We start from the raw sequence: 22,092 nt of genomic DNA, 5'->3' as shown, positions 1-22,092 counted from the left end.
CCCCGCGGCCTCGGCCGGACGTTTCTCATGCCCCGAATCTGTAACGGCCGATCAAGAAAATGAGCACCCGTCCCGGCCGCGACGACAGCGCTCCCAACAGCGCTGCCGGTGCGAGCCGCCTGCTGACCTCATCGACCCACCGCACCCAAGACAGGAAGCACCACGTCATGATGTACGACCACACCACAACGCCCCTGCGCACCGGCCGTGCCGCCGTCAACGGAACGAGTCTGCACTACCGGACGGCCGGGTCCGGCCCCGCCGTGGTGCTGCTGCACGGCGTGCCCAAGACCGGCTACCACTGGCGTCACCTCGTCCCGAAGCTGACGCCCCACCACACCGTCGTCGTGCCCGACCTGCGCGGTCTCGGCGACTCCGCCCGCCCCGCGGACGGCTACGACTCCGCAACGATGAGCGACGACATCGCCGAGCTGATGGCCCACCTCGGACACCAGACCTACGCGGTGATCGGCGAGGACTGGGGCGCGGTGATCGGCTACCAGCTCGCCGCCCGCCACCGCTCCCACGCCACCTCCCTCGTCTTCGCCGAGGCCCTGTTCCCCGGCTTCGGCTTCGAGGACCACACGGCCCTCACCCCTGAGAACGTCTCCAGTGGCATGCACCTGTGGCACCTCGGCTTCTACTTCCAGCCCGACGTCCCCGAGATGCTGATCGCCGGACACGAACGCGAACTGATCACCTACATGATCAAGAACGAGCGCAGCCACCCCGACACCGCCACCCCCGACGCGATCGAGGAGTACGTGCGCTGCTACTCCATGCCCGGCGGCATCCGCGCGATGCTCGCCGTCTACCGGGCGATGCTCACCGACGCCGAACAGAACCGGCAGGCCGCACGGCAGAAGCTGGACATCCCGGTCCTGGCGCTCGGCGGCTCCGCCTTCATCGGCCAACGCAACGAGTCCCAGGCACGGCTCGTGGCCCACCACGTCACCGGACACGTCTTCGACGCGGGCCACGACCTCGCGGAGGAAGTACCCGACGAGATGGCCGACGTCGTCCTGCCGTTCCTGGCCGCACACCGGTAGCCGACGTCCGTCCGCCGGGGCCGGAAGGCTCCGGCGGACGGCCCTTCAGGTGCCCGTACACCGTCGAGCGCGGCACCCCGAACAAGTCCGCGATCTGCTGGACGGTCTTGTCCCGCGTGTCGTACAGCTCCTGGGCGAGGGCGGCCTGGTCAGCGGTGAGCTTCGGCCGGCGTCCGCCGACCCGACCGCGGGCACGGGCACGGGCACGGGCGGAGGCCAGGCCATCCATCGTGTCGGCGTCAATGCCCTGTTCGATCACATGCAGCCCGACTCCTCGTTCGCGCAGATCCGCCCCGAGGGTGACCAAGTGCAGGACCGAGCGTGACAACCGGCCCAGCCGGGTGACCTTCAGCGTGTCACCCTCGCGCAGCAGCTTGAGGACCAGGTCGAGGCTGGGCCGGGGAGGCCTTGGGCGCCACTGGCCTTGTCCAGATGGATGTCATCGCGATCGACGCCCGCGCGCAGCAACGCGTCGATCTGGTGGGTCGGGACCCAAGCCTCCTCCTCTTCCAGAAGGACCTAAGCTCGGAGACGCGGGATAGCCGTGATGACGTGCGGAAATCGGCCCTAGACCACGTCGAACTCGTTCCCCTCGGGATCCACCATCGCCACCGCATAGTGATCAACCCCGGACTGCGACAGCACCCGCACAACGGACGCCCCCGCCTGGACAAGCCGCTCCACCTCGGCATCCACCCGCGCCTTCCGGGTCTCCAGCGGTACGTCCTCCCGATTGCCGCCCACCTTCACATCCAGGTGGAACCGGTTCTTGACCGCCTTGCCCTCAGGCACCTGCTGAAACCAGATCCTCGGCCCGTACCCCTCGGGATCGATGATGCTGTCGCTGCCGTCCCCCTCGCCCAGCTCGTCCTCGGGCACTCCGACACTGCGCCAGTAATCCCGCCACGTGTCGAATCCACCAGGCGGCGGCTCCACCGTGTACCGCAGCGCGCCCGCCCAGAACCGGGCCATCCGCTCGGGTGCCGCACAGTCGATGACCAGCTGATAAGAAACCATGGCAGCCATCCTGCCGGACCCATCCGACAATTCTTGGCTCACGGTCCCGACGGGTCACGGTCCGGACGGGAGGGGGCTCCCGGCTCTCTAAGGTATCCGGGGTCAGCTCGGGTTCATGAACTGCCGTCAGGGGTCGCCCAGGCCGGCTCGGCGGGCCTGGATGATGGCTGCGGCGCGGTCGGGGGCCTGGAGTTTGGCCAGGATGTTGGAGATGTGGTTGGCGACGGTCTTGGGGCTCAGGACCAGGTGGCGGGCGATCCTGCCGTTGGACCAGCCGTTGGCGACGAGGGCCAGGATCTCCCGTTCCCGCTCGGTGAGCTGGGGGAAGGGGACGCTGGGAGGCAGCGGGTCGGTGAAGGCGCGCAGGACGCGGTGCGCGACATCCTGGCCGAAGACGGCGTCGCCGCGGGCCATGGCCTCGATGGTACGGACGACGTCGGCCTGCTGGGCGCCCTTGAGCAGGTAACCGCGGGCGCCGGCGCGCAGGGCGGCGAAGACGAACTCGTCCTCGCCGTACATGGTCAGCATGATGACCGCGGTCGACGGGCGGCCGGCCGTGATGCGACGGGTGGCCTCGACGCCGCCGATCCCCGGCATCTCGATGTCCATGAGGACGACGTCGGGCTCCAGCTCGGCGGCGAGCGTGACGGCCTGTTCCCCGCACGTCGCCTCCCCTACGACCTCGATGTCGTCCACCGAGTCGAGCAGGACGGTCAGCCCGTCCAGGACGATGCGGTGGTCGTCCACGATGAGGACACGGACTGTCACAGGGCACCCGCCAGGTTGAGAGGGAGTTCGACGCGGACCCGCCCGCCCGAGGGAGTCGGGCCGGCCGTACATGTGCCGCCGAGCACGGTGGCGCGCTCGCGCATCGAGGTCAGGCCGACGCCGGGAGCCCAGCTGTCGCGGTGGCGGCCGTCGTCACGGATCTCCAGGGTGAGTCGCCCGTCGCAGCCGATCTCGACCGAGCAGGTGGCGGCTCCGGCATGCCGGGTCACGTTGGTCACGGCCTCGGTGACGATGCGGTAGGCGGCGATCTCCACGGCGGCGGGGAGGTCCGGCAGTTCCTCCGGTGCTCGCAGGCTGACGGGTACCGCGGTGTGCCGCAGGTACTCGCGCAGTGCGTCGAACAGGCCGAGCTCGTCCAGTACGGGTGGGCGCAGCGCGTACACCAGGCGGCGCAGGTCCTCCAGCGCGGCGGTCAGGTCCTTGCGGACCGCCGCGAGAACCGTCGTGGCCTTGCCGGTGTCGCGCGCCAGCAGGTTCGCCACCGCGTCCACCTTGGTGGCGGCGGCGGTGAGCACCGGGCCGAGGCCGTCGTGCAGGTCGTGCCGCAGGCGGCGACGCTCCTCCTCGGCCGCGTGGACGATCCGCTCGCGCGATCGCATCACCTCCTCGGTCAGCAGGACGTTTCTCGCGGCGACCGCGACCTGGCGGGCGATGTCGGCCATGAGCCGGGTTTCCCGCAGATCGAGCGCGTTCTGCCCCGATCGCAGGCCGATGACGAGCGCACCGATGTTGTCGCCCTGGTAGACGAGGGGGAAGCGGACGACGGGCCCGTCCGCCGGAGGACCGAACCGCCGCGATCCGTGCAGTTCGACCGCGGCCAGCGGGAGTTTGAGCGCGCCGGCGATGGCCTCCAGCAGATCGGGCAGCACCTGTTCGACCCTGCCCGCGGTCTCCAGGCGGGCGCCGATGCGGGCGACCAGCGCGTACGGCTCGTCGCGCTCGCCGTACAGGAAGCGGTTGATCAGCCGCTGGAACCGCTCGCGCGCCGGAGCGAGGCTGAAGGCCGCGCCGACCGCGGCCGCGATCGTCCACGGGCCGCCGACGCGCTGTCCGGCCAGGGCCAGTACGGCGGTGCCCGCCCCGTACACGGCCGCGACGAACGCGGTGAGCAGTGTGTAGACGAGCGTCCGGTTGAGCACGACGTCCAGGCCGTAGACCTGGTTGCGCAGGACGACGGCCACCACGACGATCAGGACCACGATCGTGCCGGCCGAGCTGATCAGCTCTCCGGCGGGCAGCGCGACGATCAGCGGGGTGGCCAGGATGCTGCAGAGGTTGACGACGGCAAGCCAGCGCAGCACCTGCCGTTCCTGCCCGCGAGCGCGCAACCAGCGCACGACGATCACGATCGAGGCGAGCATCATGGCCGCGGCGAAGAACCCGACCGGCTGCATCGCGGGCAGCACGCCGACGTCCAGCGGGTTGACGATTCCGTCCGGCAGCGACGGGTCGAACGGCGCGAAGATCCCGTACAGCCAGCCGCACGCGCCCAGGGCGATACTCACGCCGGCCAGCCCGCCGATCCAGCCCCGAGGGTACCGGCCGTCGGGGAACAGCGCGTAGGTGAGGGTGAAGACGAGCACCTCCAGCGGCCCCAGCACGACGCTGACCAGCGCCGTCCACGAGGCGCCCGGCAATCCGTGCACGGACGCGTACAGCGACCACTCTTGGGCGGCCAGGCCGGCGCCGTAACCGAAGGCGGCGGCAAGGGCCAGCCAGCCGATCATCACCTGGGGACGGCGCGAGGCCAGTAGCCATCCGGCGAACCCGTAGGCCACGGCCAGGACGACCTGCCCCCACGACGTCAGGCCATCGCCGTAGCCGGGCAGCAGCACGGCGGCTGCCGCTGTCGTCACCGCCACCGACGCCGCCGCCAGATGAGGCCATTTCACGCCTGAATTGTGCACCAGCCACCTTCCCGTGTGACCCCGGGAAATTCTCCCGAACAGCTCGTGAAACGGACCCCGTCACGAGAGGAACGGCCCGGGCGCACGATCGCAGCCATCCACTCGATCCCTTGGAGGGCAAGGTGCGTTCACTGATCCTCGCCGGCGTCGCGGGGGTGCTGGCCCTCGGCCTGGTCGGCACCGCATCGGCCGAATCGTCCACGACGTTGCGCTACTTCGAGAAGCAGACCCAGTTCACCTACACCCCCGCCGGGGGCAGGCCGACCCACACCCCGCCGAACGGCCCGGTCAAGCCCGGGGACCGCATCGAACTGGCCGGCGACCTGTACGCGGGCGACCACAAGCACCACAGCGGGAAGCCGGTCGGTTCCGACCACACGATCTGCGTCTTCGACGCGCAGGCCAAGCCGCACTGCGACGCCCAGGCCGCGATCGGCGGCTCGATGCTGTTCATCACCAGCCAGGGCGGTGACGGCGACTTCACCTCGAAGATCACCGGAGGGACCGGCCGGTTCCTCGGCGCCCGCGGCACGGTGCTGACGCACCCGATCAAGGACAACGCCGACATCACCGTCCGGCTGCGCTAGCCGGACCGCGCACGTTCCTGGGGGACTGCCCCCACGCCGACGGGAAACCTCCCGGCCGGCGTGCCGGACGCCCTCATGCCCCGTCCCCGCCACCGGCGGACATTGGAGGGGCCCGAGCACCACTAGATCAGGTCAAGGAGCGAACATGTCTCACGCAGCGATCCGCCGTATCGGCACCGTCGCGGCGGCTGCAGCCGCCGGTCTCGTCCTGGCCGGTGCCACCGCCGCCCACGCCGACCCCGTCTACTACCGGCTCGTCGCCAAGCACAGCGGCAAGTGCCTGGACATCCAGGGCGGCAGCACCCGGCACGCGACTCCCGCACACCAGTGGCAGTGCCTGGACGGCATCCGCAGCCAGCAGTGGGAGCTGCGCAGGCTCGACGACGGCGCCTACGCCCTCATCAACCGCAACAGCCGCAGGTGCCTGGACGTGTCCGGCGCCAGCACCCGCGACGCCGCCGGGGTCGTGCAGGCGAACTGCCGCTTCACCGACAACCAGCGCTGGTGGTTGAAGAGGAACGCCGACGGCACCCGGTCGGTCATCGCCAAGCACAGCGGCAAGTGCCTGGACGTCGCCTGGGTCGGGCAGGACGACGGCACCGCGGTGGTTCAGTCCGGCTGCTGGGGTGGCAAGAACCAGAAGTGGACCTTCAGCAGGATCGCTTAGAACCGGAGAAGCGATGACGCCCCGTCCCCCGTCCTGCCGCCTGTACGTGCTCCTGGCGGCAGCCGCGCCGACGGCCCTGATCATGCGTCGCGGGCCGTCGGCCTGGTGGCACCTGCTGACCTGGGATCTGCAGGCCGGTGAGGTGAGCTCCGGCGCGTGGCTGCGGGGGACGCTCTACCCCGGCCGTAGTGCCATCTCGCCCGACGGGAAGCTGCTCGGGTATTTCGCGCTCGGTCATGGCCGGCACCCGTGGGACACCTACTTCGCGGTGTCGAAGACGCCGTGGCTCACCGCGCTCGCCGCCTGGCACACCCACGGCACCTGGACCGGCGGGTGCGAGTTCGCCGCGGACAACAGCCTGACGATCTCCGCCTCCATGGACAGCCGTCCCTTCCATGGCCGCTATCCGTACGGTGCCACGGTGGGAAGCCGGACCCACCGTCAGAACGCATGGCGCCCCTTGGCGGGAGAAGCCGAGCCGATTCCGCCGAGCCTGCGCTCAGCGGTACTCCTGCGACGCGTTCAGCCGGACGGCGAGCATGCTCTGGTCGCCGCGCGCACCGGAGGCGCCCGGCCCCACTACCTGCGCGAGGAAGCCGGCGGCGGATACACGCCGCTGCCCGAGGCGGCCTGGGCCGACTGGGACCGCCGGGGGCGGTTACTCATGGCCACTCACCAGGGCGTCGTGAAGATCGTCGAGCGGCGGTCCGGCGCCTGGGCCGAGACCTGGTCCCGCGATCTGAGCGGCCTGACCCCCGACCCGGCGCCGTCCCCTTCCTGGGCCCGGGCATGGTGACGTCGCCTACAGCGGGAGCGTGGCCGTGACCTGCCAGCCGTACGGTGTGGGCCCCGCGCTGGCGCGGCCGCCGACAGCTGCACAACTCACGCGCACCGCGCAGCCGGGCTCCCGGAAGGCACGCTAGAAGCGATTCTTGCGGGAGTGGTTGCCCAGGCGCCGCAGGAGAGTGACGGCGGAGATCCGGTTCTCCCGGATGGAGATCGCGGCGCGCAGCAGGTCGCTTCAGTGGGTCTCGATCAGCTGCCAGCCGATCAGGGGCGTCGCTCGGCGGCGAGGGGCAGACGCAGGACGAGGCGGGCACCGCCGTGGTGCTCGGCGGCGTACAGCCGGCCGCCGTGCTCCTGGGCGATCTCCCGGGCGATGGACAGGCCGAGCCCGGACCCGCCGGGATCCCGTACGCGGGCCTCCTCCCGCCGGTAGCGGCGCTCGAAGACGCGTTCGCGGTCCTCCGGCGGGATGCCCGGGCCGTCGTCGAGGATCTCCAGGACGGCGTCCGGCGGGTCGGCGGTGACGACGATCTCGATCTTGGTGTGGGTGTGCCGCTCGGCGTTGGTCATCAGGTTGCCCAGCAGGCGGGCCAGGCGGATCGCCGACGCGCGCACGCAGACGTGCGGGTCGAGACGGGTGAGGACGGCGGCGCACGGGCTGCGGCGCTCCAGTTCCTCGCCGACGAACTCGGAAAGGTCGATCAGGCGGCCGTCCTCGTGCGTCTCTCTGTCCAGCCGGGCGAGGTCGAGCAGGTCGGCCACGATGTCGTTGAGCCGTTCTGCGTCGCGCAGCAGCTTGCGCAGGATCCTCTGCAGGTCGATGCCGGGTTCGGACAGCGCGACCTCCAGTTCGGTCAGCAGGCCGGTGATCGGGTTGCGCAGGTCGTGGGAGGCGTCGCAGACCAGCCGCCGCTGCCGTTCGATGGCCTCGCGCAGCGCGGAGGTCGTCTCACGCTGCTCCCGGTGCGCCTTCCTGAGCTGGTCGTTGAGGGCCTGCAGTTGCAGGGCCAGGGAGTCGTGCTCGCCGCCCATGCCGGAGCACCGCAGCGCGCGGACGAAGTCGGTGACCTCCTCGCTGCTGAGGACGATCCACCGGAGCTCGCCATGCGGGCCGAACACGGGCGTGTTGACCGTGCTCCAGTACCGCTCCTCGAACACGCCGGGCCGGTCCGCCGCCTCGACGTCGTACCTCTGCAGCGGCATGAAGTCCCGGCGGCGGGTGGCCAGCACCTGCTCCAGGGAGTCGCGCAGCATCCGCGCCCCCTGATGCTCGGCGTCCTGCGGCGCCGCGGGGTTGGGCGGGAAGACCTCGAACAGGTCGCGGCCCAGCATGTCCTGCGCGCTGCGCCCGGCCACCTCGAGGCAGGCGTCGTTGGCGGCGAGCACCACGAAATCGGGGGTGAGCACCATCGACGGGGCCTGGCCGGCCTCGAACACCGCCTCGTAGTCGATCTGTGAGCTCATGACCACGGTGCCCTTCTCACACCCGTCTTCCAGCCCCCGCAGTCGGCATGACTCCCGGCCGGCCGTCCCACGGCCGTGCTTCTCCCTTTCCCGCGAGGCCGCAGGTCAACGGCGCGCAGCGCCGAAGGGACGACGGAAATGGAGATGAACGCGCCCGCGGCCATCACGACGATCGTCCATCGAGGCGGCACCGCCTCATGCGGCCGGCCGCCGGGCCGCCCGTGCGACGGCGGCGGCCGCCGCGGCGCAGACCACGGCCGGCGCGACCAGCGCGTACGCCGCGCCGTGATGTCCCTGATCGGGAACGCCGACGGTCACGAACGCGCCCGTCACGGCGACGCCGATCGTGGCGCCGCACTGCCGGGCCGCGTTGAGCAGCCCACCGGCCGCGCCGGCGGCGCCCTTGGGAGCCGCGGTCACGACCAGGGTGGCCAGGGCAGGCAGCGTGAACGACACACCGAAGCCGGTCGCCACCAGCCCGGCCAGCAGGAACGGGTAGGAGGCGCCCGCCCAGACGGCCGCGCCGAACGCGACGCCGCCCGCCGCGAGCAGGCCGAGCCCCGCCAGTACCGGCGGCCGTGGCCCGGACCTGGCGACGATCCTGCCGGTCAGCAGCGGATTGACGGCGAAGGGCAGCGTCATGGGCAGGAGCGCCGTCCCGATCCGCCCCGGCGTCAGGCCCAGCGCCTGCTGGAAGAGCAGCGGCAGCACGAAAAGCACCCCGCTCATCGCGAAGTTGACCGCCGCGCCCGCCAGCAGCGCGGCGGGGATCCCGGGTGTCCGCAGCACGGCGGGCGCCAGGACCGGGGCGTGGCCGCGCCGCTCCCGTACGGCGAAGGCGCACACCGCCACGGCCGTCGCGCCCGCCGACCAGGCGGCGTGGACGAGGGAGCGGGCGCCGAGCGCGATCAGCGTGTCCGTCAGCAGCGCCACCGCTGCGCAGGCCAGGATCTGGCCGGCCCAGTCGATGCGCCGGTCGCCGCGCGGGCAGCGTACGGCGGCTCCGGCGGTGAGCGCGAGGGTGACGGCGGCGAGCGGCACGTTGATCAGGAAGATCGCCCGCCAGCCCGCCAGGTCGGTCAGCGCCCCTCCGGCCACCGGTCCGGCCACGAGCGCGCCGCCGCTGGTCGCCGCCCAGACGGCCACCGCCCTGGCCCGTTCGGCGGGCACCGGGAACAACCGGGCGATCATCGCCATCGACGCGGGGACGCAGCCCGCCGCGGCCAGGCCGAGCAGCGCCCGCAACCCGACGAGCGCCCACAGCGACGGCGCGAGCGCGCTCAGCAGGCTGCCCAGGCCGAAGGCGGCGACGGCCACCCGGAACACGCGGTGCGCGCCGTACCGGTCGGCCACCGACCCGGCCGTCAGCAGCGCCGCGCCGAACACGAGGGTGTAGCCGGTCACGGCCCACTGCAGCCCCGCGACACCCGCGCCGCCGAAGGACCGGGCGAGGTCGGGCTCGGCGACCGACAGCACGGTGGTGTCGAGCAGCACCATGAAATAGCCGAGGGCGATCCCGGCCAGGGCCCAGGTCCGGGCGGGCGCCGCCGGGGGAGCGGCGGAAACAGTCGATGTCACGGGGATCTCCAGGAAGGTGGACAACCTGGGGGCCACTGTGGCGGCGGCCGCCGTACGGCTCCACCGGCCCGGCCGCAGGGAGGGTTCGGAATAACCGAACGCTCCGGGCCCGTTCAGCGCGGCATGGAACTGCGGCAGTTGCGCACCTTCGAGGCGGTCGTGACACATCGGACGGTCACCGACGCCGCCGTCGCCCTCGATCTCGCGCCGTCGTCGGTGTCGGAGCAGATCAGGACGCTGGAACGGGACCTCGGAGTCGCGCTGTTCGAGCGGGGTCCCCGGGGCATGCGCCCCACCGAGGCGGGCGAGCGACTGCGCGGCTGGGCGCGCCGCCTGCTCGACCAGGCCGACCAGGCCCGGCGCGAGGTGTCGGGGGTCCGCCCGGTGCTGCGTCTGGGCGCCCTGGAGACGATCGCGGCCGTGCACGTGCCCGCGGTGCTGGCCCGGCTGGCCGAGCGCCGTCCCGACCTCGTGGTGGAGGTGCGGTCGGACGGCGCCCGCGACCGTCTCCTGGACGCGGTCGCCGCCGCGGACCTCGACGCGGCGCTGCTGCTCGACATTGGGCAGGATCTCGGAGGGCTCGGTTTCGGCGCGCCGGCCGCGCCGCTGGCCTTCCTCGACCTCGATCCCGTGCCGCTCGCGCTGGTCGCCGCGCCGGACCATCCGCTGGCCGCCGCGCCGCGGCTGCGCGAGGAGGACCTGTACGGCCAGCGACTGCTGGTCAACGTGCCCGCCTGCTCCTTCTGGCTGGCGGGGGAGCGCCTTCTGGGCGACCGGGTGGAGCGGGTGCGGGCGGGCGGCGTGCCCGTCATGCGGGCGTGGGCCGAGCGCGGCCTCGGGATCACGCTGCTGCCGTGGTTCGCGGTGGCCGATCAGGTCGCCGCCGGCGCCCTCGCCAGGCTCGCGTTCGACGTCCCCGGCCTGAGCCTGCGCCTGGTGTGGCGGGCCGACCGCGAGGCCCTCCCCGGCATGCGCGAGGTCCTGTACGCGAGCGCCGCCTCCGGGGCGGCCGGCCGCCGTCACCGGACGGACTGATCGTTCACGGGTGCGCTGACCCTGATCAAGCCGCAGCGGTTTCCTTCAGCTCCACGGCGGGACGGCGGGGCGCGCGGGGAACCGCCGGGCCGTAGCCCAGCCGGATGATCATTTGGATGTGCCCGCACCGATGGCGGGGATCGCTGCGGCGCCGCATGTCGCGGAGGTCGAGCGGCTGGTTCAGGAACGACGCCGAGATCCCGTGGACGGTCGCGGTCAGCAGCACGCGTTGCAACGCCTGGCCCGCGCGCAGCCAGTCGGCGGGGCCGTCGCCCGCGGTGGTGAGCACCGCCAGTTGAGGACGGGGCTCGAAGTGGACCGGCCCGCGTCCCCCGTGCGTTCCGAAGTCCCGGACCGGTGCCGGATCATCGGCGCAGCCGGGCCCCTGCACATAGGACGGAAGGCCCTCGCAGCGGCTCGCGCGCATCGTCCACGCCCGCAGCTCGGCCTGGTAGCCGCCGTCCCCGGCCAGCTCGTCGGAGGCGATGGCGACGTGCTCCAGCAGGTCCGCCGAAGCGCGCCGGCCGAGCATGACCAGGCCGGCCCCCTCACAGGCGGCTGCGCGGCGCAGCTCGCTGAGCACGTGCTCGGGAACCCGCCGCCCGCTGAACGGCTCCCGGTTGGTCCGGCGCAGGCCGATGCACTCGTAAAGTTCGCGCGTCCGCACGGATGCCGGCCCGTACGGCGACACGCGTACGGCGGCCAGGAGCAGGGGTTCCTCCGCAGTATCGGGCAGCAGCCGGACCAATGGCCGGTGGCCGGCCGTCCGTACGGCGAGCCGGAGGTTGAACAGGGCGGCGCCGCAGCTGACGTGCAGCGAGCGCCCCCGGGGATCGCTGACCCGGAGCCGCCGGTCGGGGTCGGCCAGCAACTCGGCGCACTCTCCCCGGACCGCGTCGAGCCTCCAGGGCTGCGTGTTGAGCACCGAGGGCGCCTGCCCGGCGGCGGCGAGCAGCCGGTGGAGCGCGAGTTCTGTGGCGAAGGGAGACATCACGGCGCACCTTCTTCCAGCTCGACCGCGCTCGTCCCGGCGGCCGGCGGGATCGGCCCACCGGTGAGGCGCGTCGCCGCCGCGACGCGCTCGCGCGCCTCCACCGGAGCCGATGGGTCATGAGATCGCATGAGGTCTACTTGAGGATCGGGAACCTGCGGACCAGGGGGGTCGCGGCCCACCACGTGCCGAGCCCGAGCGTCCGGCCGGCGCCGGCCAGGGCGAGGCCCGTCAGGACGACGGCGTAGACGATGTGCTCGTCCATGAAGGGGTTGGTCTGCAGCGGCAGCTCGGCGGCCCACATCATCAGCAGGAGCAGCCCGCCCGCGCCGGCGGCGACGCGCATGCCCACTCCCAGGATCAGTGCGGCGCCGACGCCGAGCAGTCCGGCCATGAACAGCCAGTCCACCCACGCCTGCCCGGCCAGAGCGGTGAACAGGCCGCCGAAGGTCCTGTCCGCGGTGCCCTTGAGGAAGCCGGTGGTCGGGCTTCCGCCGTTGATCCACGCTCTGGCCGCGGGGGTGGCGAAGCCCCAGCCGAACATCTTGTCCAGGAAGGCCCACAGGAACACCCAGCCGACGGCGATCCGGGCGACGGCCCACACGTACTGGACCGGGCGCTTGGCCGTGGCGGCGGGAATCACCTCGCCGTGCGCGCGGGGAGCGGGAATGGTGACCCCGGCGGGGGGAGCGGCCTCGTGGAGGCGGTGGTTTGCCTGGTTACGTCCTTCGGTGATGGCCATGACCGGCCCCTTCCGACGTCTTCGCGTCTTGTTTCTTTCGACACCTCAAGAAAACCGCGATCACCGGCCGTGCCGCAGGAGCCGTACGGCACGCCGCAGCCGTCCCGAAGTCCCGCGATCGCGGGACTTTCGGTCCGAGTCCGTCACATGTCGACCCGCTGCACATGGGCGGACCGCGCCGGGTCGGGCGGCACCAGGGCACAGGCACGGCGAACAGGCACGGCGAACAGGGCGCCGCCGAGCGCGCCGCCCACCCGCTGCAGGTGATCACGCGGGTGGTGGCGTCCAGGTCGCCGGCGCGCTGGATGTCGGTGGCGGGACGTACGCTTCTCGCGTGAGCAGCAGACCCGCCTCGGCACAGCATCTGCGCGACCTCGCGCTGCTGCGCCGCGTCCGTGACCGGATCGATCGAGAGTACGCGCAGCCGTTGAACGTCGAGGCGCTCGCCCGCGGCGTGAACATGTCCGCCGGGCACCTCAGCCGCCAGTTCCGGCTCGCCTACGGGGAGTCGCCGTACGGCTATCTGATGACGCGGCGGATCGAGCGCGCGATGGCGCTGCTGCGTCGTGGCGACCTGAGCGTCACCGAGGTCTGCTTCGCGGTCGGCTGCTCGTCGCTGGGCACCTTCAGCACCCGCTTCACCGAGCTGGTCGGTGTGCCGCCCAGCACCTACCGGCACCAAGCCGCGAGCGCGACGGCGGGGATGCCGTCGTGCGTGGCCAAGCAGGTGACCAGGCCGGTCAGGATTCGAGAAGCGGGCGTCCCCGAGCCGCAGCTAGCCTGACGTGCATGGACATCACCGTTTACGCGGCCTTTCTCCCGCATGACGACCCCGACGCCGCCCTGGCCTTCTACCGCGACATCGTCGGCTTCGAGGTCCGCAGCGACGTCGGGTACGGCGGGATGCGCTGGATCACGGTGGGTCCCGCCGGCCGGCCCGGCACGTCCATCGTCCTGCATCCCCCGGCCGCCGACCCCGGTGTCACCGACGAGGAGCGACGCATGATCGCCGAGATGATGGCCAAGGGCACCTACGGCATGATCACCCTGGCCACCGATGACCTCGACGGCGTCTTCGAGCGGCTGGAGGCCGGCGGCGCCGAGGTCGTGCAGGAGCCGACCGAGCAGCCGTACGGGGTGCGCGACTGCGCCTTCCGCGATCCCGCGGGCAACCTGCTCCGCATCAACGAGCTTCGCTGACCCGGCCGCGCCGCACCGCTGGTTGCGCATCCGCCCGTGACGGGCGGAGAAAACCAGACCTACGGCTCGAAGCTGGTTAGATCGAGCCCGGCGACGCCGACGGAGACCGCGAAGGCGGCCCCCGGCCTGAAGATATGGAGAGCACGATAAGCATGGCCACGAGGACGGACACGCAGTCCCCTGCGCTGCACGTTGCCGACAGTCACGATCTTATCCGCGTGTACGGCGCGCGCGAGAACAACCTCAAGGACGTCAGCATCGAGATCCCGAAGCGCCGGCTCACGGTGTTCACCGGTGTCTCCGGCTCGGGCAAGAGCTCGCTGGTGTTCAGCACGATCGCCGCCGAGTCGCAGCGGCTGATCAACGAGACCTACTCCGCGTTCGTGCAGGGTTTCATGCCGACGCTGTCGCGTCCCGAGGTCGACGTGCTCGACGGGCTGACGACCGCGATCGTCGTCGACCAGGAGCGGATGGGCCCCAACCCCCGGTCCACGGTCGGCACCGTCACCGACGCCAACGCGATGCTGCGCATCCTGTTCAGCCGGCTCGGCCGGCCGCACATCGGCTCGCCTCAGGCGTTCTCCTTCAACGTCGCCTCGATCAGCGGAGCGGGCGCGGTCAAATTCGAGCGCGGCGGCAAGACCGTGAAGGAGCGGCGCGAGTTCAAGGTCACCGGCGGCATGTGCCCGCGCTGCGAGGGCCTGGGCCGGACCTCCGACATCGACCTGTCCCAGCTGTACGACGACTCCAAGTCGCTCAACGAGGGCGCGCTCACGATCCCCGGCTACAGCGTCGACGGCTGGTACGGCCGCATCTTCAGCGGCTCCGGTTTCTTCGACCCGGACAAGCCGATCCGCGACTTCACCAAGGCCGAGCTCCACGACCTGCTCTACAAGGAGCCGACCAAGATCAAGGTCGACAACATCAACCTCACCTACGAGGGGCTGATTCCGCGCATCCAGAAGTCGATGCTGTCCAAGGACAAGGAGGCGTTGCAGCCGCACGTCCGGGCGTTCGTGGAGCGGGCCGTGGCGTTCACCACCTGCCCCGAGTGCGGCGGCACCCGGCTCAGCGAGGCCGCCCGGTCGTCCAAGATCAAGGGGATCAGCATCGCCGACGCCTGCGCGATGCAGATCAGCGACCTGGCCGACTGGGTCCGCGGCCTCGACGAGCCGTCGGTCGCGCCGCTGCTCACCACGTTGCAGCAACTCCTCGACTCTTTCGTGGAGATCGGGCTGGGCTACCTGTCGCTCGACCGGGCGTCCGGCACGCTGTCGGGCGGCGAGGCGCAGCGCGTCAAGATGATCCGCCACCTCGGCTCCTCGCTCACCGATGTCACCTACGTCTTCGACGAGCCCACGACGGGCCTGCACCCTCATGACATCCAGCGGATGAACGACCTGCTGCTGCGGCTGCGGGACAAGGGGAACACGGTGCTAGTCGTGGAGCACAAGCCGGAGATGATCGCGATCGCCGACCACGTCGTCGACCTGGGCCCCGGCGCCGGCACGGCGGGCGGCACGGTCTGCTTCGAGGGCACCGTCGAGGGGCTGCGGGCCGGCGGCACCATCACCGGCCGCCATTTCGACGACCGGGCCGCCCTCAAGGAGACGGTGCGCAAGCCCACCGGCACGCTGGAGATCCGCGGCGCGAGGGCGAACAACCTGCGCGACGTCGACGTCGACATCCCGCTCGGGGTGCTCGTCGTCGTCACCGGTGTCGCCGGGTCGGGCAAGAGCTCCCTCATCCACGGGTCCGTCCCCGCCGGCGCGGGCGTGGTGTCGGTCGACCAGGGCGGGATCCGCGGCTCGCGGCGGAGCAACCCGGCGACGTACACCGGACTGCTCGACCCGATCCGCAAGGCGTTCGCGAAGGCGAACGGCGTGAAGCCGGCGCTGTTCAGCGCCAACTCCGAGGGCGCCTGCCCCACCTGCAACGGCGCCGGCGTCATCTACACCGACCTGGCGATGATGGCAGGGGTCTCCACCACCTGCGAGGAGTGCGAGGGGAAGCGGTTCCAGGCAGCGGTGCTGGAGCACAAGCTCGGCGGGCGTGACATCAGCGAGGTGCTCGCGATGCCGGTGGCCGAGGCCCAGGAGTTCTTCGGCTCCGGCGAGGCGCGCACGCCGGCCGCGCGCGCCATCCTCGACCGGCTCGCCGACGTCGGGCTCGGCTACCTCACCCTCGGCCAGCCGCTCACCACGCTGTCCGGCGGCGAGCGGCAGCGGCTCAAGCTGGCCACCCACATGGCCGACAAGGGCGGCGTCTACGTCCTCGACGAGCCGACCGCCGGCCTGCACCTCGCCGACGTCGAGCAACTGCTCGGGCTGCTGGACCGGCTGGTCGACTCCGGCAAGTCGGTCATCGTGATCGAGCACCACCAGGCGGTCATGGCGCATGCCGACTGGATCATCGATCTGGGTCCCGGCGCCGGTCACGACGGCGGCCGGATCGTCTTCGAGGGCACACCCGCCGACCTCGTCGCGGCCCGCTCCACCCTCACAGGGGAGCACCTCGCGGCCTACGTCGGCGCCTGACCCAGGCCGCCGCGGACACAGCCGCCGCGGGCACCGTGCGGCAGCCGGCCTCCCGGAGGAGAGCCGGCTGTCGCACACCGGCACCCGTGCCACCGACGGCCCCCTCGACCGCTTTTCCCGCTCTGCCCTGGGACCGACCGGGCCCGTCAGGTGTCGCCGGCCGGCGGGGGCTCGGCGAAGGCGCCCGCGGACGCGGCGAGGGCGGCGGTTCTGGCCGCCTGGCCGGGCAGGCCCGGGTCGGGTGGCGTGCGGAGAAGCACCAGCTGGTGGTAAACAGGCGCGGTGGCGGCGATGAGCAGTCGCCGAGCGTCGGTGCGCGGTGGGAGTTCGGCGCGCCGGACGGCCCGGCGGACGATGATCTCGCAGCGGGCGTACCGGTCCTCCCAGAGCCGTCGTTGGGCGAGGTCGGCCTTCTCGGAGCGGAACGAGGCGGCGATCAGGGCCGCCACGATCGGCGGCTGTGCGGTCAGCGCGTCGTGGATCTCGTGGTTCAGCGCCGCCAGGTCGCCCTCCAGGGAGCCGGTGTCCGGGGGTTGCCAGGCGTCGTCGCTCGCCGCGTCCAAGACGTCGGCGAGCAGGCCGCCGACGTCTCCCCAGCGCCGGTACACCGTCGCGCGGTGCACCCGCGCGCGGGCGGCGACGGCCTCCATGGTGAGCCCGTCATAACCGCGCTCTCCGAGCTCCGCGAGGACCGCGTCGAGCACCTGCATACGAGTACGGGCGGTACGTCCGCCGGGGCGGCGCCGCGGCGGTGGCACGGGCGGGGTGCTCTCCGGTTGTGGTGCTGGAGGAGTCATCGCTGGTGGTCCGGTTGCTCGATGGGACGGCGTCGTGGCAGTATCTTAATGCACCGATTGTCGCACTAGCTGAGTTCATCGATGCCCTTCCGAAGCGTTCGCCCGGCCGTGCGGCCCTTGACGGCCGCCTCGCCCGCGGGCCGGTGGTGGACTACCTGGCCGAGCAGCTGGGGATCGGTGACGCGTCACAGGTCAAGAAGTACGCCGAGCGGCCCAAGACGACGTACGAGCACGCCTGGATGATCCGGGACGCCTACGGTTACCACACCTTCGATGACACCAGCAGTTGGAGCGTACGGCAGCTGACGCGCCAGTTCCGGACCTTCCTGCATGGCCGGGCCTGGACACACGCCGAGGGGCCGATCCGCGCCTGCCGACCGCGTTGTCGGATCTGCTGGTGGTGCCGGAGGGATCGCGCATCTCGGAGTTGGAGAAGCTGCGGCAGGCACCCAGGCGCACCTCGGGTACGGCGTGGATCAGAACTACGTGCGTGCCGAGACGCACGCCGCGGCCAACGCGATCCTGATCGAGCACCAGGGCAAGGTGCCGATCGTCGCGGCGTGGGGCGGCGGCTTGCTGGCGTCGGTGGACGGGCTGCGGTTCGTCGTCCCGGTCAAGACGATCAACGCCGGGCCCTCACCTAAGTACTACGGCTAAAAAAGGGGCCTGACCTGGCGCAACGCAGTCAATGATCAAGTAGCGGGGATCGGGCAGATGGTCGTGCCGGGCACGCCCCGCGATTCCCTGTACATCCTGGACTGCCTGATCAACCTGGACGCCGGACCGAAACCCGAGGTGGTCACGACGGACCAGGCCAGCGACAGCGACATGGTGTTCGGGATCTTCTCCATGCTCGGCTACCGGTTCGCGCCCCGCTTCGCCGACCTGGGCGACCAGCGGTTCTGGCGGGCCGAGTTGCCCGACGGCAGCACCGGTGACTACGGGGTGCTGGAGGCGATCGCCCGCAACGAACTGAACCCCAAGAAGGTGATCATCCAGTGGCCGGACTTGCTCCGCGTCGCCGGGTCGCTGGTGACCAACCAAGTGCGCGCCTACGACCTGCTGCGCATGTTCGCCCGCCAGGGTTCTCCGACGCCGCTGGGGCAGGCCTTCGCCGAGTACGGCCGCATCGACAAGACGATGCACCTGCTCAGCATGCTGGACCCGATGGATTCCAGCTACCGCCGGAGCCTGGGCAAACAGCTGTCGGTCCAGGAATCCCGGCATCGCCTGGCCCGCAAGATCTGCCACGGCAACTCCGGCCGGATCCGGCAGGCATATCGGGAAGGCCAGGAGGACCAACTGGCAGCTCTGGGACTTGTCGTCAATGCCGTCGTGTTGTGGAACTCACGGTATCTGTCGGCGATCGTGGACCAGCTACACGTCCAGGGTGTGCCGGTCAAGGACGAGGACGTGGCGCGGCTGTCCCCGCTGGGCCACACCCACCTCAACTGCCTGGGCCGCTACGCGATCGCCTCCTCGGCCCCGGACAAGGGTCTGCGGCCGCTCGGCACGGCGACGTTGCCCAAGGCCAACCCCGCCAGTGCCACTGTCGTGGACGAGGACGGCGTCTGAAGCGCGGGCCGTTCGAATCCCGGGACGGCAAGTGGGCCACTGGTGAAGTTGGCGGTCAGTGATCTATTTGTTGTCGATGCGTTCTACGGCTGAGCAACGGTGGCCAAGTTCACCACGCGGACGCCGCCGTCCTGCGTCCAGAAGATGAACACCGCTGGCTGTCGGCTATCAGCGCCTCTCTGGGGCTGTTCAGGCGGAGGGCATCAGGTCGCGGCGGCGCAGGAACGCCAGCCCCGCCGTGGTCAGGGTGATGGCTACTACGGTCAGCCCCAGCAGCGACGCAACCGGTGACGAGGCGCCGCTCAGCAACATCGCCGGCACGTGCACGAACGGCGAAAGGTCCAGAACGATCCCGGTGGCCAGTTTGAATTCCGCCAGCAGGTCCACGACCAGGAAGAGGCCGAGCGCGGTCCAGCTCACGGCCGCCGCCAGCCGTGGCAACAGGCCGAACATCAGCGTCGCGATCCCGGTCATGGTCCAGACCGCGGGCAGGTAGGCCAGCGTGGCCCCGGTGACGCGGGCCACGTCGCCGTCGAAGGTGAGCCCCGCCGCCGCGCCCAGCACGGTCAGCAGCAGCACCGGGCTCACGACGGCGAGTACCAGGTGGCTCAGCGCCCAGCGCAGCCGGCCGACGGGGGTGGACAACAGCAGTTCGGCCCGGCCCGCCGCCTCCTCCGTACGGGCGCGCAGCGCCGACACCAGTGCCGCTCCCGCGACGAGCTGGCTGAGCACGTACATCACGAACGTGAAGAACACGTCCGAGAGCCGGGCCTCGGCGCCGCCGAGAGTCGCGGCCAGCTCCCGCAACTGCGGCGTGTCCAACTGGGTGTTCAGCCCGCGTGCCGCCACGCCGAGCAGGGCGCCCAGCGCTCCGAATCCGATCGCGAAGCCCGCGAGCGTACTGCGGTGCAGGCGAGCGGCCAGGCTGAACGCGCCCGGCAGGGTTCCGCCGGCGGGTCCGGGGCGGGCGGGAATCAGGCCGCTGGCCACGTCACGCCGTGTGGACAGCGCGAACGCGACCGCCGTCAGGGCGGCGACGAACACCGCGATCAGCCCCAGCACCCACCACTGGTCCCCGGCGTAGGGTCTGGTCAGCCGGACCCAGCCGAACGGCGACACCCAAGCCAGCCAGCCGACGTGACCGGCGTCGGCCAGCGAGCGCAGCGCGAACAGCAGGCCGCCGGCCGCGATCGCGATGCCGCGTGCCGTCCCCGAGGAGGCGGTGAGCTGCCCGGTGACGGCGGCCACGGCCGCGAACGCCCAGCCGCCCGCGGCCGTGGACAGCCCGAACAGCAGCGAGGAACCCGCGGGCAGGCCGCCCGCGACCAGGGCGGGCACCGACAGCAGGCCCAAGAGCAGGTTGGCGGCCAGCACGGCCGCGAGCGCGGCGGCCAGCGGGGCATGACGGCCGATGACACCCGAGGCCAGCAGCTCGCGTCGGCCGGTCTCCTCCTCGACCCGGGTGTGCCTGATCACCAGCAGGATGCTGACGAGCCCGCCGATCAGCGCGAGGGAGGAGCCGAGCGTCCAGGCGGTCAGGCCGCCGACGCTCGCGTCGTAGATGGGGCCGCGCATCGCCAGCTGCGCCGGGTTGCCCGCCGAGGCGGCCGCGAAGGAGTCGCGGGCGGCCTGGTCGGCGTACAGGTCGGTGGTGGCGGAGGCGATGCTCGCCGGCAGCAGTGCGCTGATCACGATCCACACCGGCAGCAGCACGCGGTCCCTGCGCAGGATGAGCCGGATCAGTGTCCCTGTGCCGGTCATGGTGCCGGTCATCTGGTGGCTCCCTCGTAGTGGCGCAGGAACAGTTCCTCCAGCGTCGGCGGCTGCGTGGTCAAGGTGCGTACGCCCGCTCTGGCGAGCTCGGCGAGCACCGCGGTGAGCGCGTCACCGTCGACCTGGCAGCGCAGCCGCGCGCCGTCCACGGTCAGATCGTGTACGCCGGGCAGGGTGGCCAGCCCGGGAGCGGGCCGGATCAGCTCGGCGGTCACCGACGTGCGGGTGAGGTGGCGCAGGTCGGCCAGGCTGCCGGACTCGACGGTATGGCCGGCGCGGATGATGCTGACGCGGTCGCACAGCCTCTCCACCTCCGACAGGATGTGGCTGGACAGCAGCACGGTGCGGCCGTTGCGCTTCTCCCGCAGGACGCACTCGTTGAAGACCGCCTCCATGAGCGGGTCCAGACCCGAGGTCGGCTCGTCGAGGATCAGCAGTTCGGCGTCGGAGGCGAACGCGGCCACCAGCGCCACCTTCTGCCGGTTGCCCTTGGAGTAGGTACGGCACTTCTTGCGCGGGTCGAGCTCGAAGCGCTCCAGCAGCTCGGCGCGCTGCCTGGGGTCCAGGCCGCCGCGGGCCCTGCCCATCAGGTCGATGACCTCGCCGCCGGTCAGCGAGGGCCACAGGGTGACGTCGCCGGGCACATAGGCGAGCCTTCGGTGCAGTTCGGTGGCGTCGCGCCAGGGGTCGCCGCCGAGTAACGCGACCTGGCCGCCGTCGGCGCGCATCTGGCCGAGCAGGATACGGATGGTGGTGGTCTTGCCGGCACCGTTGGGCCCGAGAAAGCCGTGCACCTCGCCCGTCTTGACGGTGAGGTCGAGCCCGTCCAGGGCCTTGGCCCGGCCGAAGCTCTTGACCAGGCCGCCCACGTGCACTGCGGCGTTCATCGTTGTCCCTCGACCTTCTCGAGGCCCGTCCGCGCCTGGTCGAACAGCTCGCGGCCGAGGAATTCCGGTCTGATCAGGTCGAGCTGGGCCTTGCCGACGCGTACTGCGCCCTGCGGGGCGTACAGGTCCGTGCCCAGCGCGCGGGAGACGTGCTCGTGCAGCACCGTGATGCCGAGCTTCATCGCGGTCAGCACGGTCGCGCGGGCGCGATGGTCGGCCTCCGAGCGGTCGTCGTCGGCGAGATGCTCCTCCGTCATGCTGACGAGTTCGTCGAACATGGCGGCGGCTGCGGGGGAACCGTCCACAAGCGCGCGGCCGAGGTATTTCATCAGGGGCGGCGCGGTTCGATGGACGTTCTCGATGAATTCGGGCTTGTCCAGGTTGTGGTCGGTGACGCCTACGGTGACCTGCTCGCGCAGGTAGCTGAGGACGTACTCGTCGCAAGCCTGTCTCAGCGCTTCCTTGGTGCCGAAGTGGTGCTGCACCAGGCCGGGCGAGACTTTTGCGGCCTCGGCGATCCCACGGATGGTGGTGGCCTTGACCCCCTGCTCGGCGAACAGCGCCATCGCAGCGTCGCGGATGCGGGCGCGCGTCGTCAGGTCCTCTTCAGAAATTGGTCGCACGTCCAAGAGTCTATACAAACGTATCGGTCACCATACGAATGTTCAGCCCATCAACCACCACAGGTCGCGACCTCCGACCAAGGCTCCC

The 22,092-nt window shown here is 71.4% G+C and carries 22 protein-coding genes and 3 pseudogenes; 10 read left to right on the top strand and 15 right to left on the bottom strand.

The window, feature by feature from the left end; all coding sequences use genetic code 11:
• Positions 1 to 59 precede the first annotated feature (59 nt).
• Positions 60 to 1,049, top strand: a complete 990-nt coding sequence (locus tag ABZ857_RS10205; RefSeq protein WP_357040548.1) for an alpha/beta hydrolase — start codon at positions 60 to 62, stop codon at positions 1,047 to 1,049.
• Here the strand turns inward: ABZ857_RS10205 and ABZ857_RS10200 are convergent.
• The 5 genes and pseudogenes from ABZ857_RS10200 to ABZ857_RS10180 form a co-directional block, all read right to left on the bottom strand.
• Positions 952 to 1,278 (bottom strand): helix-turn-helix domain-containing protein, encoded by a 327-nt coding sequence (locus ABZ857_RS10200; protein ID WP_357041068.1) that lies wholly within the window; start codon positions 1,276 to 1,278, stop codon positions 952 to 954. The two genes, ABZ857_RS10205 and ABZ857_RS10200, sit on opposite strands and share 98 nt — an antisense overlap.
• A gap of 3 nt (positions 1,279 to 1,281) precedes the next feature.
• Positions 1,282 to 1,437, bottom strand: a pseudogene (locus tag ABZ857_RS10195) (recombinase family protein); the annotation flags it as partial.
• Between the two features lie 179 nt (positions 1,438 to 1,616).
• Positions 1,617 to 2,066, bottom strand: coding sequence for a VOC family protein (locus ABZ857_RS10190; protein ID WP_357040545.1), 450 nt, complete (start codon positions 2,064 to 2,066; stop codon positions 1,617 to 1,619).
• A 126-nt stretch (positions 2,067 to 2,192) separates the two neighbouring features.
• Positions 2,193 to 2,834: a response regulator transcription factor gene (locus ABZ857_RS10185; protein WP_357040542.1), complete on the bottom strand. Its 642-nt coding sequence runs from the start codon at positions 2,832 to 2,834 to the stop codon at positions 2,193 to 2,195.
• Entirely contained in the window at positions 2,831 to 4,747 is a 1,917-nt protein-coding gene (locus tag ABZ857_RS10180; protein WP_357040539.1) for a sensor histidine kinase, read from the bottom strand. The genes ABZ857_RS10185 and ABZ857_RS10180 overlap by 4 nt, the downstream gene beginning before the upstream one ends.
• A 137-nt stretch (positions 4,748 to 4,884) precedes the next feature.
• Between ABZ857_RS10180 and ABZ857_RS10175 the strand changes: the two genes are divergently transcribed.
• The 3 genes from ABZ857_RS10175 (at position 4,885) to ABZ857_RS10165 (ending at position 6,812) form a co-directional block, all read left to right on the top strand.
• Positions 4,885 to 5,349, top strand: coding sequence for a hypothetical protein (locus ABZ857_RS10175; RefSeq protein ID WP_357040536.1), 465 nt, complete (start codon positions 4,885 to 4,887; stop codon positions 5,347 to 5,349).
• A 145-nt stretch (positions 5,350 to 5,494) separates the two neighbouring features.
• A complete protein-coding gene (locus ABZ857_RS10170; protein WP_357040533.1) occupies positions 5,495 to 6,016 on the top strand; it encodes an RICIN domain-containing protein in 522 nt (173 codons plus the stop codon).
• A gap of 13 nt (positions 6,017 to 6,029) precedes the next feature.
• Positions 6,030 to 6,812 carry a hypothetical protein gene (locus ABZ857_RS10165; protein ID WP_357040530.1) on the top strand — a complete coding sequence of 261 codons (783 nt, stop codon included), beginning with the start codon at positions 6,030 to 6,032 and terminating at the stop codon, positions 6,810 to 6,812.
• A gap of 126 nt (positions 6,813 to 6,938) precedes the next feature.
• Here ABZ857_RS10165 and ABZ857_RS10160 read toward each other — a convergent pair.
• The 3 genes and pseudogenes from ABZ857_RS10160 to ABZ857_RS10150 form a co-directional block, all read right to left on the bottom strand.
• Positions 6,939 to 7,067 (bottom strand): annotated as a pseudogene (locus tag ABZ857_RS10160) (Tn3 family transposase); the annotation flags it as partial.
• On the bottom strand, positions 7,067 to 8,266 hold the full coding sequence (locus ABZ857_RS10155) for a PAS domain-containing sensor histidine kinase (RefSeq protein ID WP_357040527.1): 1,200 nt from the start codon (positions 8,264 to 8,266) through the stop codon (positions 7,067 to 7,069). The pseudogene ABZ857_RS10160 and the gene ABZ857_RS10155, both read right to left, overlap by 1 nt.
• Positions 8,267 to 8,461: 195 nt before the next feature.
• A complete protein-coding gene (locus tag ABZ857_RS10150) occupies positions 8,462 to 9,844 on the bottom strand; it encodes an MFS transporter (RefSeq protein ID WP_357040524.1) in 1,383 nt (460 codons plus the stop codon).
• Positions 9,845 to 9,967: 123 nt separating this feature from the next.
• On the opposite strand from ABZ857_RS10150, the gene ABZ857_RS10145 reads away from it, so the two are divergent.
• On the top strand, positions 9,968 to 10,879 hold the full coding sequence (locus ABZ857_RS10145; RefSeq protein ID WP_357040521.1) for a LysR family transcriptional regulator: 912 nt from the start codon (positions 9,968 to 9,970) through the stop codon (positions 10,877 to 10,879).
• A 25-nt stretch (positions 10,880 to 10,904) separates the two neighbouring features.
• Here the strand turns inward: ABZ857_RS10145 and ABZ857_RS10140 are convergent, their stop codons facing one another.
• From ABZ857_RS10140 to ABZ857_RS10130, 3 genes are read right to left on the bottom strand one after another with little or no spacing between them, the layout of a single operon-like run.
• Positions 10,905 to 11,870 (bottom strand): hypothetical protein, encoded by a 966-nt coding sequence (locus ABZ857_RS10140; protein WP_357040518.1) that lies wholly within the window; start codon positions 11,868 to 11,870, stop codon positions 10,905 to 10,907.
• On the bottom strand, positions 11,870 to 12,001 hold the full coding sequence (locus ABZ857_RS10135) for a hypothetical protein (RefSeq protein ID WP_357040515.1): 132 nt from the start codon (positions 11,999 to 12,001) through the stop codon (positions 11,870 to 11,872). The genes ABZ857_RS10140 and ABZ857_RS10135 overlap by 1 nt, the downstream gene beginning before the upstream one ends.
• Before the next feature lie 5 nt (positions 12,002 to 12,006).
• Positions 12,007 to 12,612, bottom strand: a complete 606-nt coding sequence (locus ABZ857_RS10130; RefSeq protein WP_357040512.1) for a hypothetical protein — start codon at positions 12,610 to 12,612, stop codon at positions 12,007 to 12,009.
• A 164-nt stretch (positions 12,613 to 12,776) separates the two neighbouring features.
• On the opposite strand from ABZ857_RS10130, the gene ABZ857_RS10125 reads away from it, so the two are divergent.
• From ABZ857_RS10125 to ABZ857_RS10110, 4 genes are all read left to right on the top strand, one after another.
• Positions 12,777 to 12,950, top strand: coding sequence for a hypothetical protein (locus tag ABZ857_RS10125; RefSeq protein WP_357040509.1), 174 nt, complete (start codon positions 12,777 to 12,779; stop codon positions 12,948 to 12,950).
• On the top strand, positions 12,947 to 13,396 hold the full coding sequence (locus tag ABZ857_RS10120; RefSeq protein ID WP_357040506.1) for a helix-turn-helix transcriptional regulator: 450 nt from the start codon (positions 12,947 to 12,949) through the stop codon (positions 13,394 to 13,396). Before ABZ857_RS10125 ends, ABZ857_RS10120 begins: the two co-directional genes overlap by 4 nt.
• A 5-nt stretch (positions 13,397 to 13,401) precedes the next feature.
• Complete coding sequence (locus tag ABZ857_RS10115; RefSeq protein WP_357040503.1) at positions 13,402 to 13,812, top strand: VOC family protein; 411 nt, start codon at positions 13,402 to 13,404, stop codon at positions 13,810 to 13,812.
• A 152-nt stretch (positions 13,813 to 13,964) separates the two neighbouring features.
• The gene (locus tag ABZ857_RS10110) at positions 13,965 to 16,349 is read left to right on the top strand and encodes an excinuclease ABC subunit UvrA (protein ID WP_357040502.1); all 2,385 of its coding nucleotides are present in this window, start codon (positions 13,965 to 13,967) and stop codon (positions 16,347 to 16,349) included.
• 146 nt (positions 16,350 to 16,495) lie between these two features.
• Here the strand turns inward: ABZ857_RS10110 and ABZ857_RS10105 are convergent, their stop codons facing one another.
• On the bottom strand, positions 16,496 to 17,059 hold the full coding sequence (locus ABZ857_RS10105; RefSeq protein WP_357040499.1) for a TetR/AcrR family transcriptional regulator: 564 nt from the start codon (positions 17,057 to 17,059) through the stop codon (positions 16,496 to 16,498).
• A 242-nt stretch (positions 17,060 to 17,301) separates the two neighbouring features.
• Here ABZ857_RS10105 and ABZ857_RS10100 point away from each other — a divergent pair.
• Positions 17,302 to 18,721: pseudogene (locus tag ABZ857_RS10100) on the top strand (Tn3 family transposase); the annotation flags it as partial.
• 189 nt (positions 18,722 to 18,910) lie between these two features.
• On the opposite strand, the gene ABZ857_RS10095 reads toward ABZ857_RS10100, so the two are convergent.
• The 3 genes from ABZ857_RS10095 to ABZ857_RS10085 are packed head-to-tail and all read right to left on the bottom strand — an operon-like array spanning position 18,911 to position 22,004.
• Complete coding sequence (locus ABZ857_RS10095; RefSeq protein WP_357040496.1) at positions 18,911 to 20,494, bottom strand: ABC transporter permease; 1,584 nt, start codon at positions 20,492 to 20,494, stop codon at positions 18,911 to 18,913.
• Positions 20,491 to 21,381 (bottom strand): ABC transporter ATP-binding protein, encoded by an 891-nt coding sequence (locus ABZ857_RS10090; protein ID WP_357040492.1) that lies wholly within the window; start codon positions 21,379 to 21,381, stop codon positions 20,491 to 20,493. The genes ABZ857_RS10095 and ABZ857_RS10090 overlap by 4 nt, the downstream gene beginning before the upstream one ends.
• Complete coding sequence (locus tag ABZ857_RS10085) at positions 21,378 to 22,004, bottom strand: TetR/AcrR family transcriptional regulator (RefSeq protein ID WP_357041066.1); 627 nt, start codon at positions 22,002 to 22,004, stop codon at positions 21,378 to 21,380. Before ABZ857_RS10085 ends, ABZ857_RS10090 begins: the two co-directional genes overlap by 4 nt.
• Positions 22,005 to 22,092: the final 88 nt, after the last annotated feature.

Origin of the sequence: Microbispora sp. NPDC046933 (assembly GCF_040644635.1) — a bacterium.
Lineage (GTDB): Bacteria > Actinomycetota > Actinomycetes > Streptosporangiales > Streptosporangiaceae > Microbispora.
Note: the sequence above shows the minus strand (reverse complement) of the source record. Positions and strands in the feature narration are given on the sequence as shown.

Excerpts from the sequence above, each read along its gene's own strand:
- ABZ857_RS10165 (WP_357040530.1), top strand. The coding sequence starts at position 6,030 with ATGACGCCCCGTCCCCCGTCCTGCCGCCTGTACGTGCTCCTGGCGGCA.
- ABZ857_RS10095 (WP_357040496.1), bottom strand. The coding sequence starts at position 20,494 with ATGACCGGCACCATGACCGGCACAGGGACACTGATCCGGCTCATCCTG.
- ABZ857_RS10130 (WP_357040512.1), bottom strand. The coding sequence starts at position 12,612 with ATGGCCATCACCGAAGGACGTAACCAGGCAAACCACCGCCTCCACGAG.
- ABZ857_RS10200 (WP_357041068.1), bottom strand. The coding sequence starts at position 1,278 with ATGGATGGCCTGGCCTCCGCCCGTGCCCGTGCCCGTGCCCGCGGTCGG.
- ABZ857_RS10170 (WP_357040533.1), top strand. The coding sequence starts at position 5,495 with ATGTCTCACGCAGCGATCCGCCGTATCGGCACCGTCGCGGCGGCTGCA.
- ABZ857_RS10115 (WP_357040503.1), top strand. The coding sequence starts at position 13,402 with ATGGACATCACCGTTTACGCGGCCTTTCTCCCGCATGACGACCCCGAC.
- ABZ857_RS10135 (WP_357040515.1), bottom strand. The coding sequence starts at position 12,001 with ATGCGATCTCATGACCCATCGGCTCCGGTGGAGGCGCGCGAGCGCGTC.
- ABZ857_RS10110 (WP_357040502.1), top strand. The coding sequence starts at position 13,965 with ATGGCCACGAGGACGGACACGCAGTCCCCTGCGCTGCACGTTGCCGAC.
- ABZ857_RS10090 (WP_357040492.1), bottom strand. The coding sequence starts at position 21,381 with ATGAACGCCGCAGTGCACGTGGGCGGCCTGGTCAAGAGCTTCGGCCGG.
- ABZ857_RS10145 (WP_357040521.1), top strand. The coding sequence starts at position 9,968 with ATGGAACTGCGGCAGTTGCGCACCTTCGAGGCGGTCGTGACACATCGG.
- ABZ857_RS10155 (WP_357040527.1), bottom strand. The coding sequence starts at position 8,266 with ATGAGCTCACAGATCGACTACGAGGCGGTGTTCGAGGCCGGCCAGGCC.
- ABZ857_RS10190 (WP_357040545.1), bottom strand. The coding sequence starts at position 2,066 with ATGGTTTCTTATCAGCTGGTCATCGACTGTGCGGCACCCGAGCGGATG.
- ABZ857_RS10105 (WP_357040499.1), bottom strand. The coding sequence starts at position 17,059 with ATGCAGGTGCTCGACGCGGTCCTCGCGGAGCTCGGAGAGCGCGGTTAT.
- ABZ857_RS10140 (WP_357040518.1), bottom strand. The coding sequence starts at position 11,870 with ATGTCTCCCTTCGCCACAGAACTCGCGCTCCACCGGCTGCTCGCCGCC.
- ABZ857_RS10125 (WP_357040509.1), top strand. The coding sequence starts at position 12,777 with ATGGGCGGACCGCGCCGGGTCGGGCGGCACCAGGGCACAGGCACGGCG.
- ABZ857_RS10205 (WP_357040548.1), top strand. The coding sequence starts at position 60 with ATGAGCACCCGTCCCGGCCGCGACGACAGCGCTCCCAACAGCGCTGCC.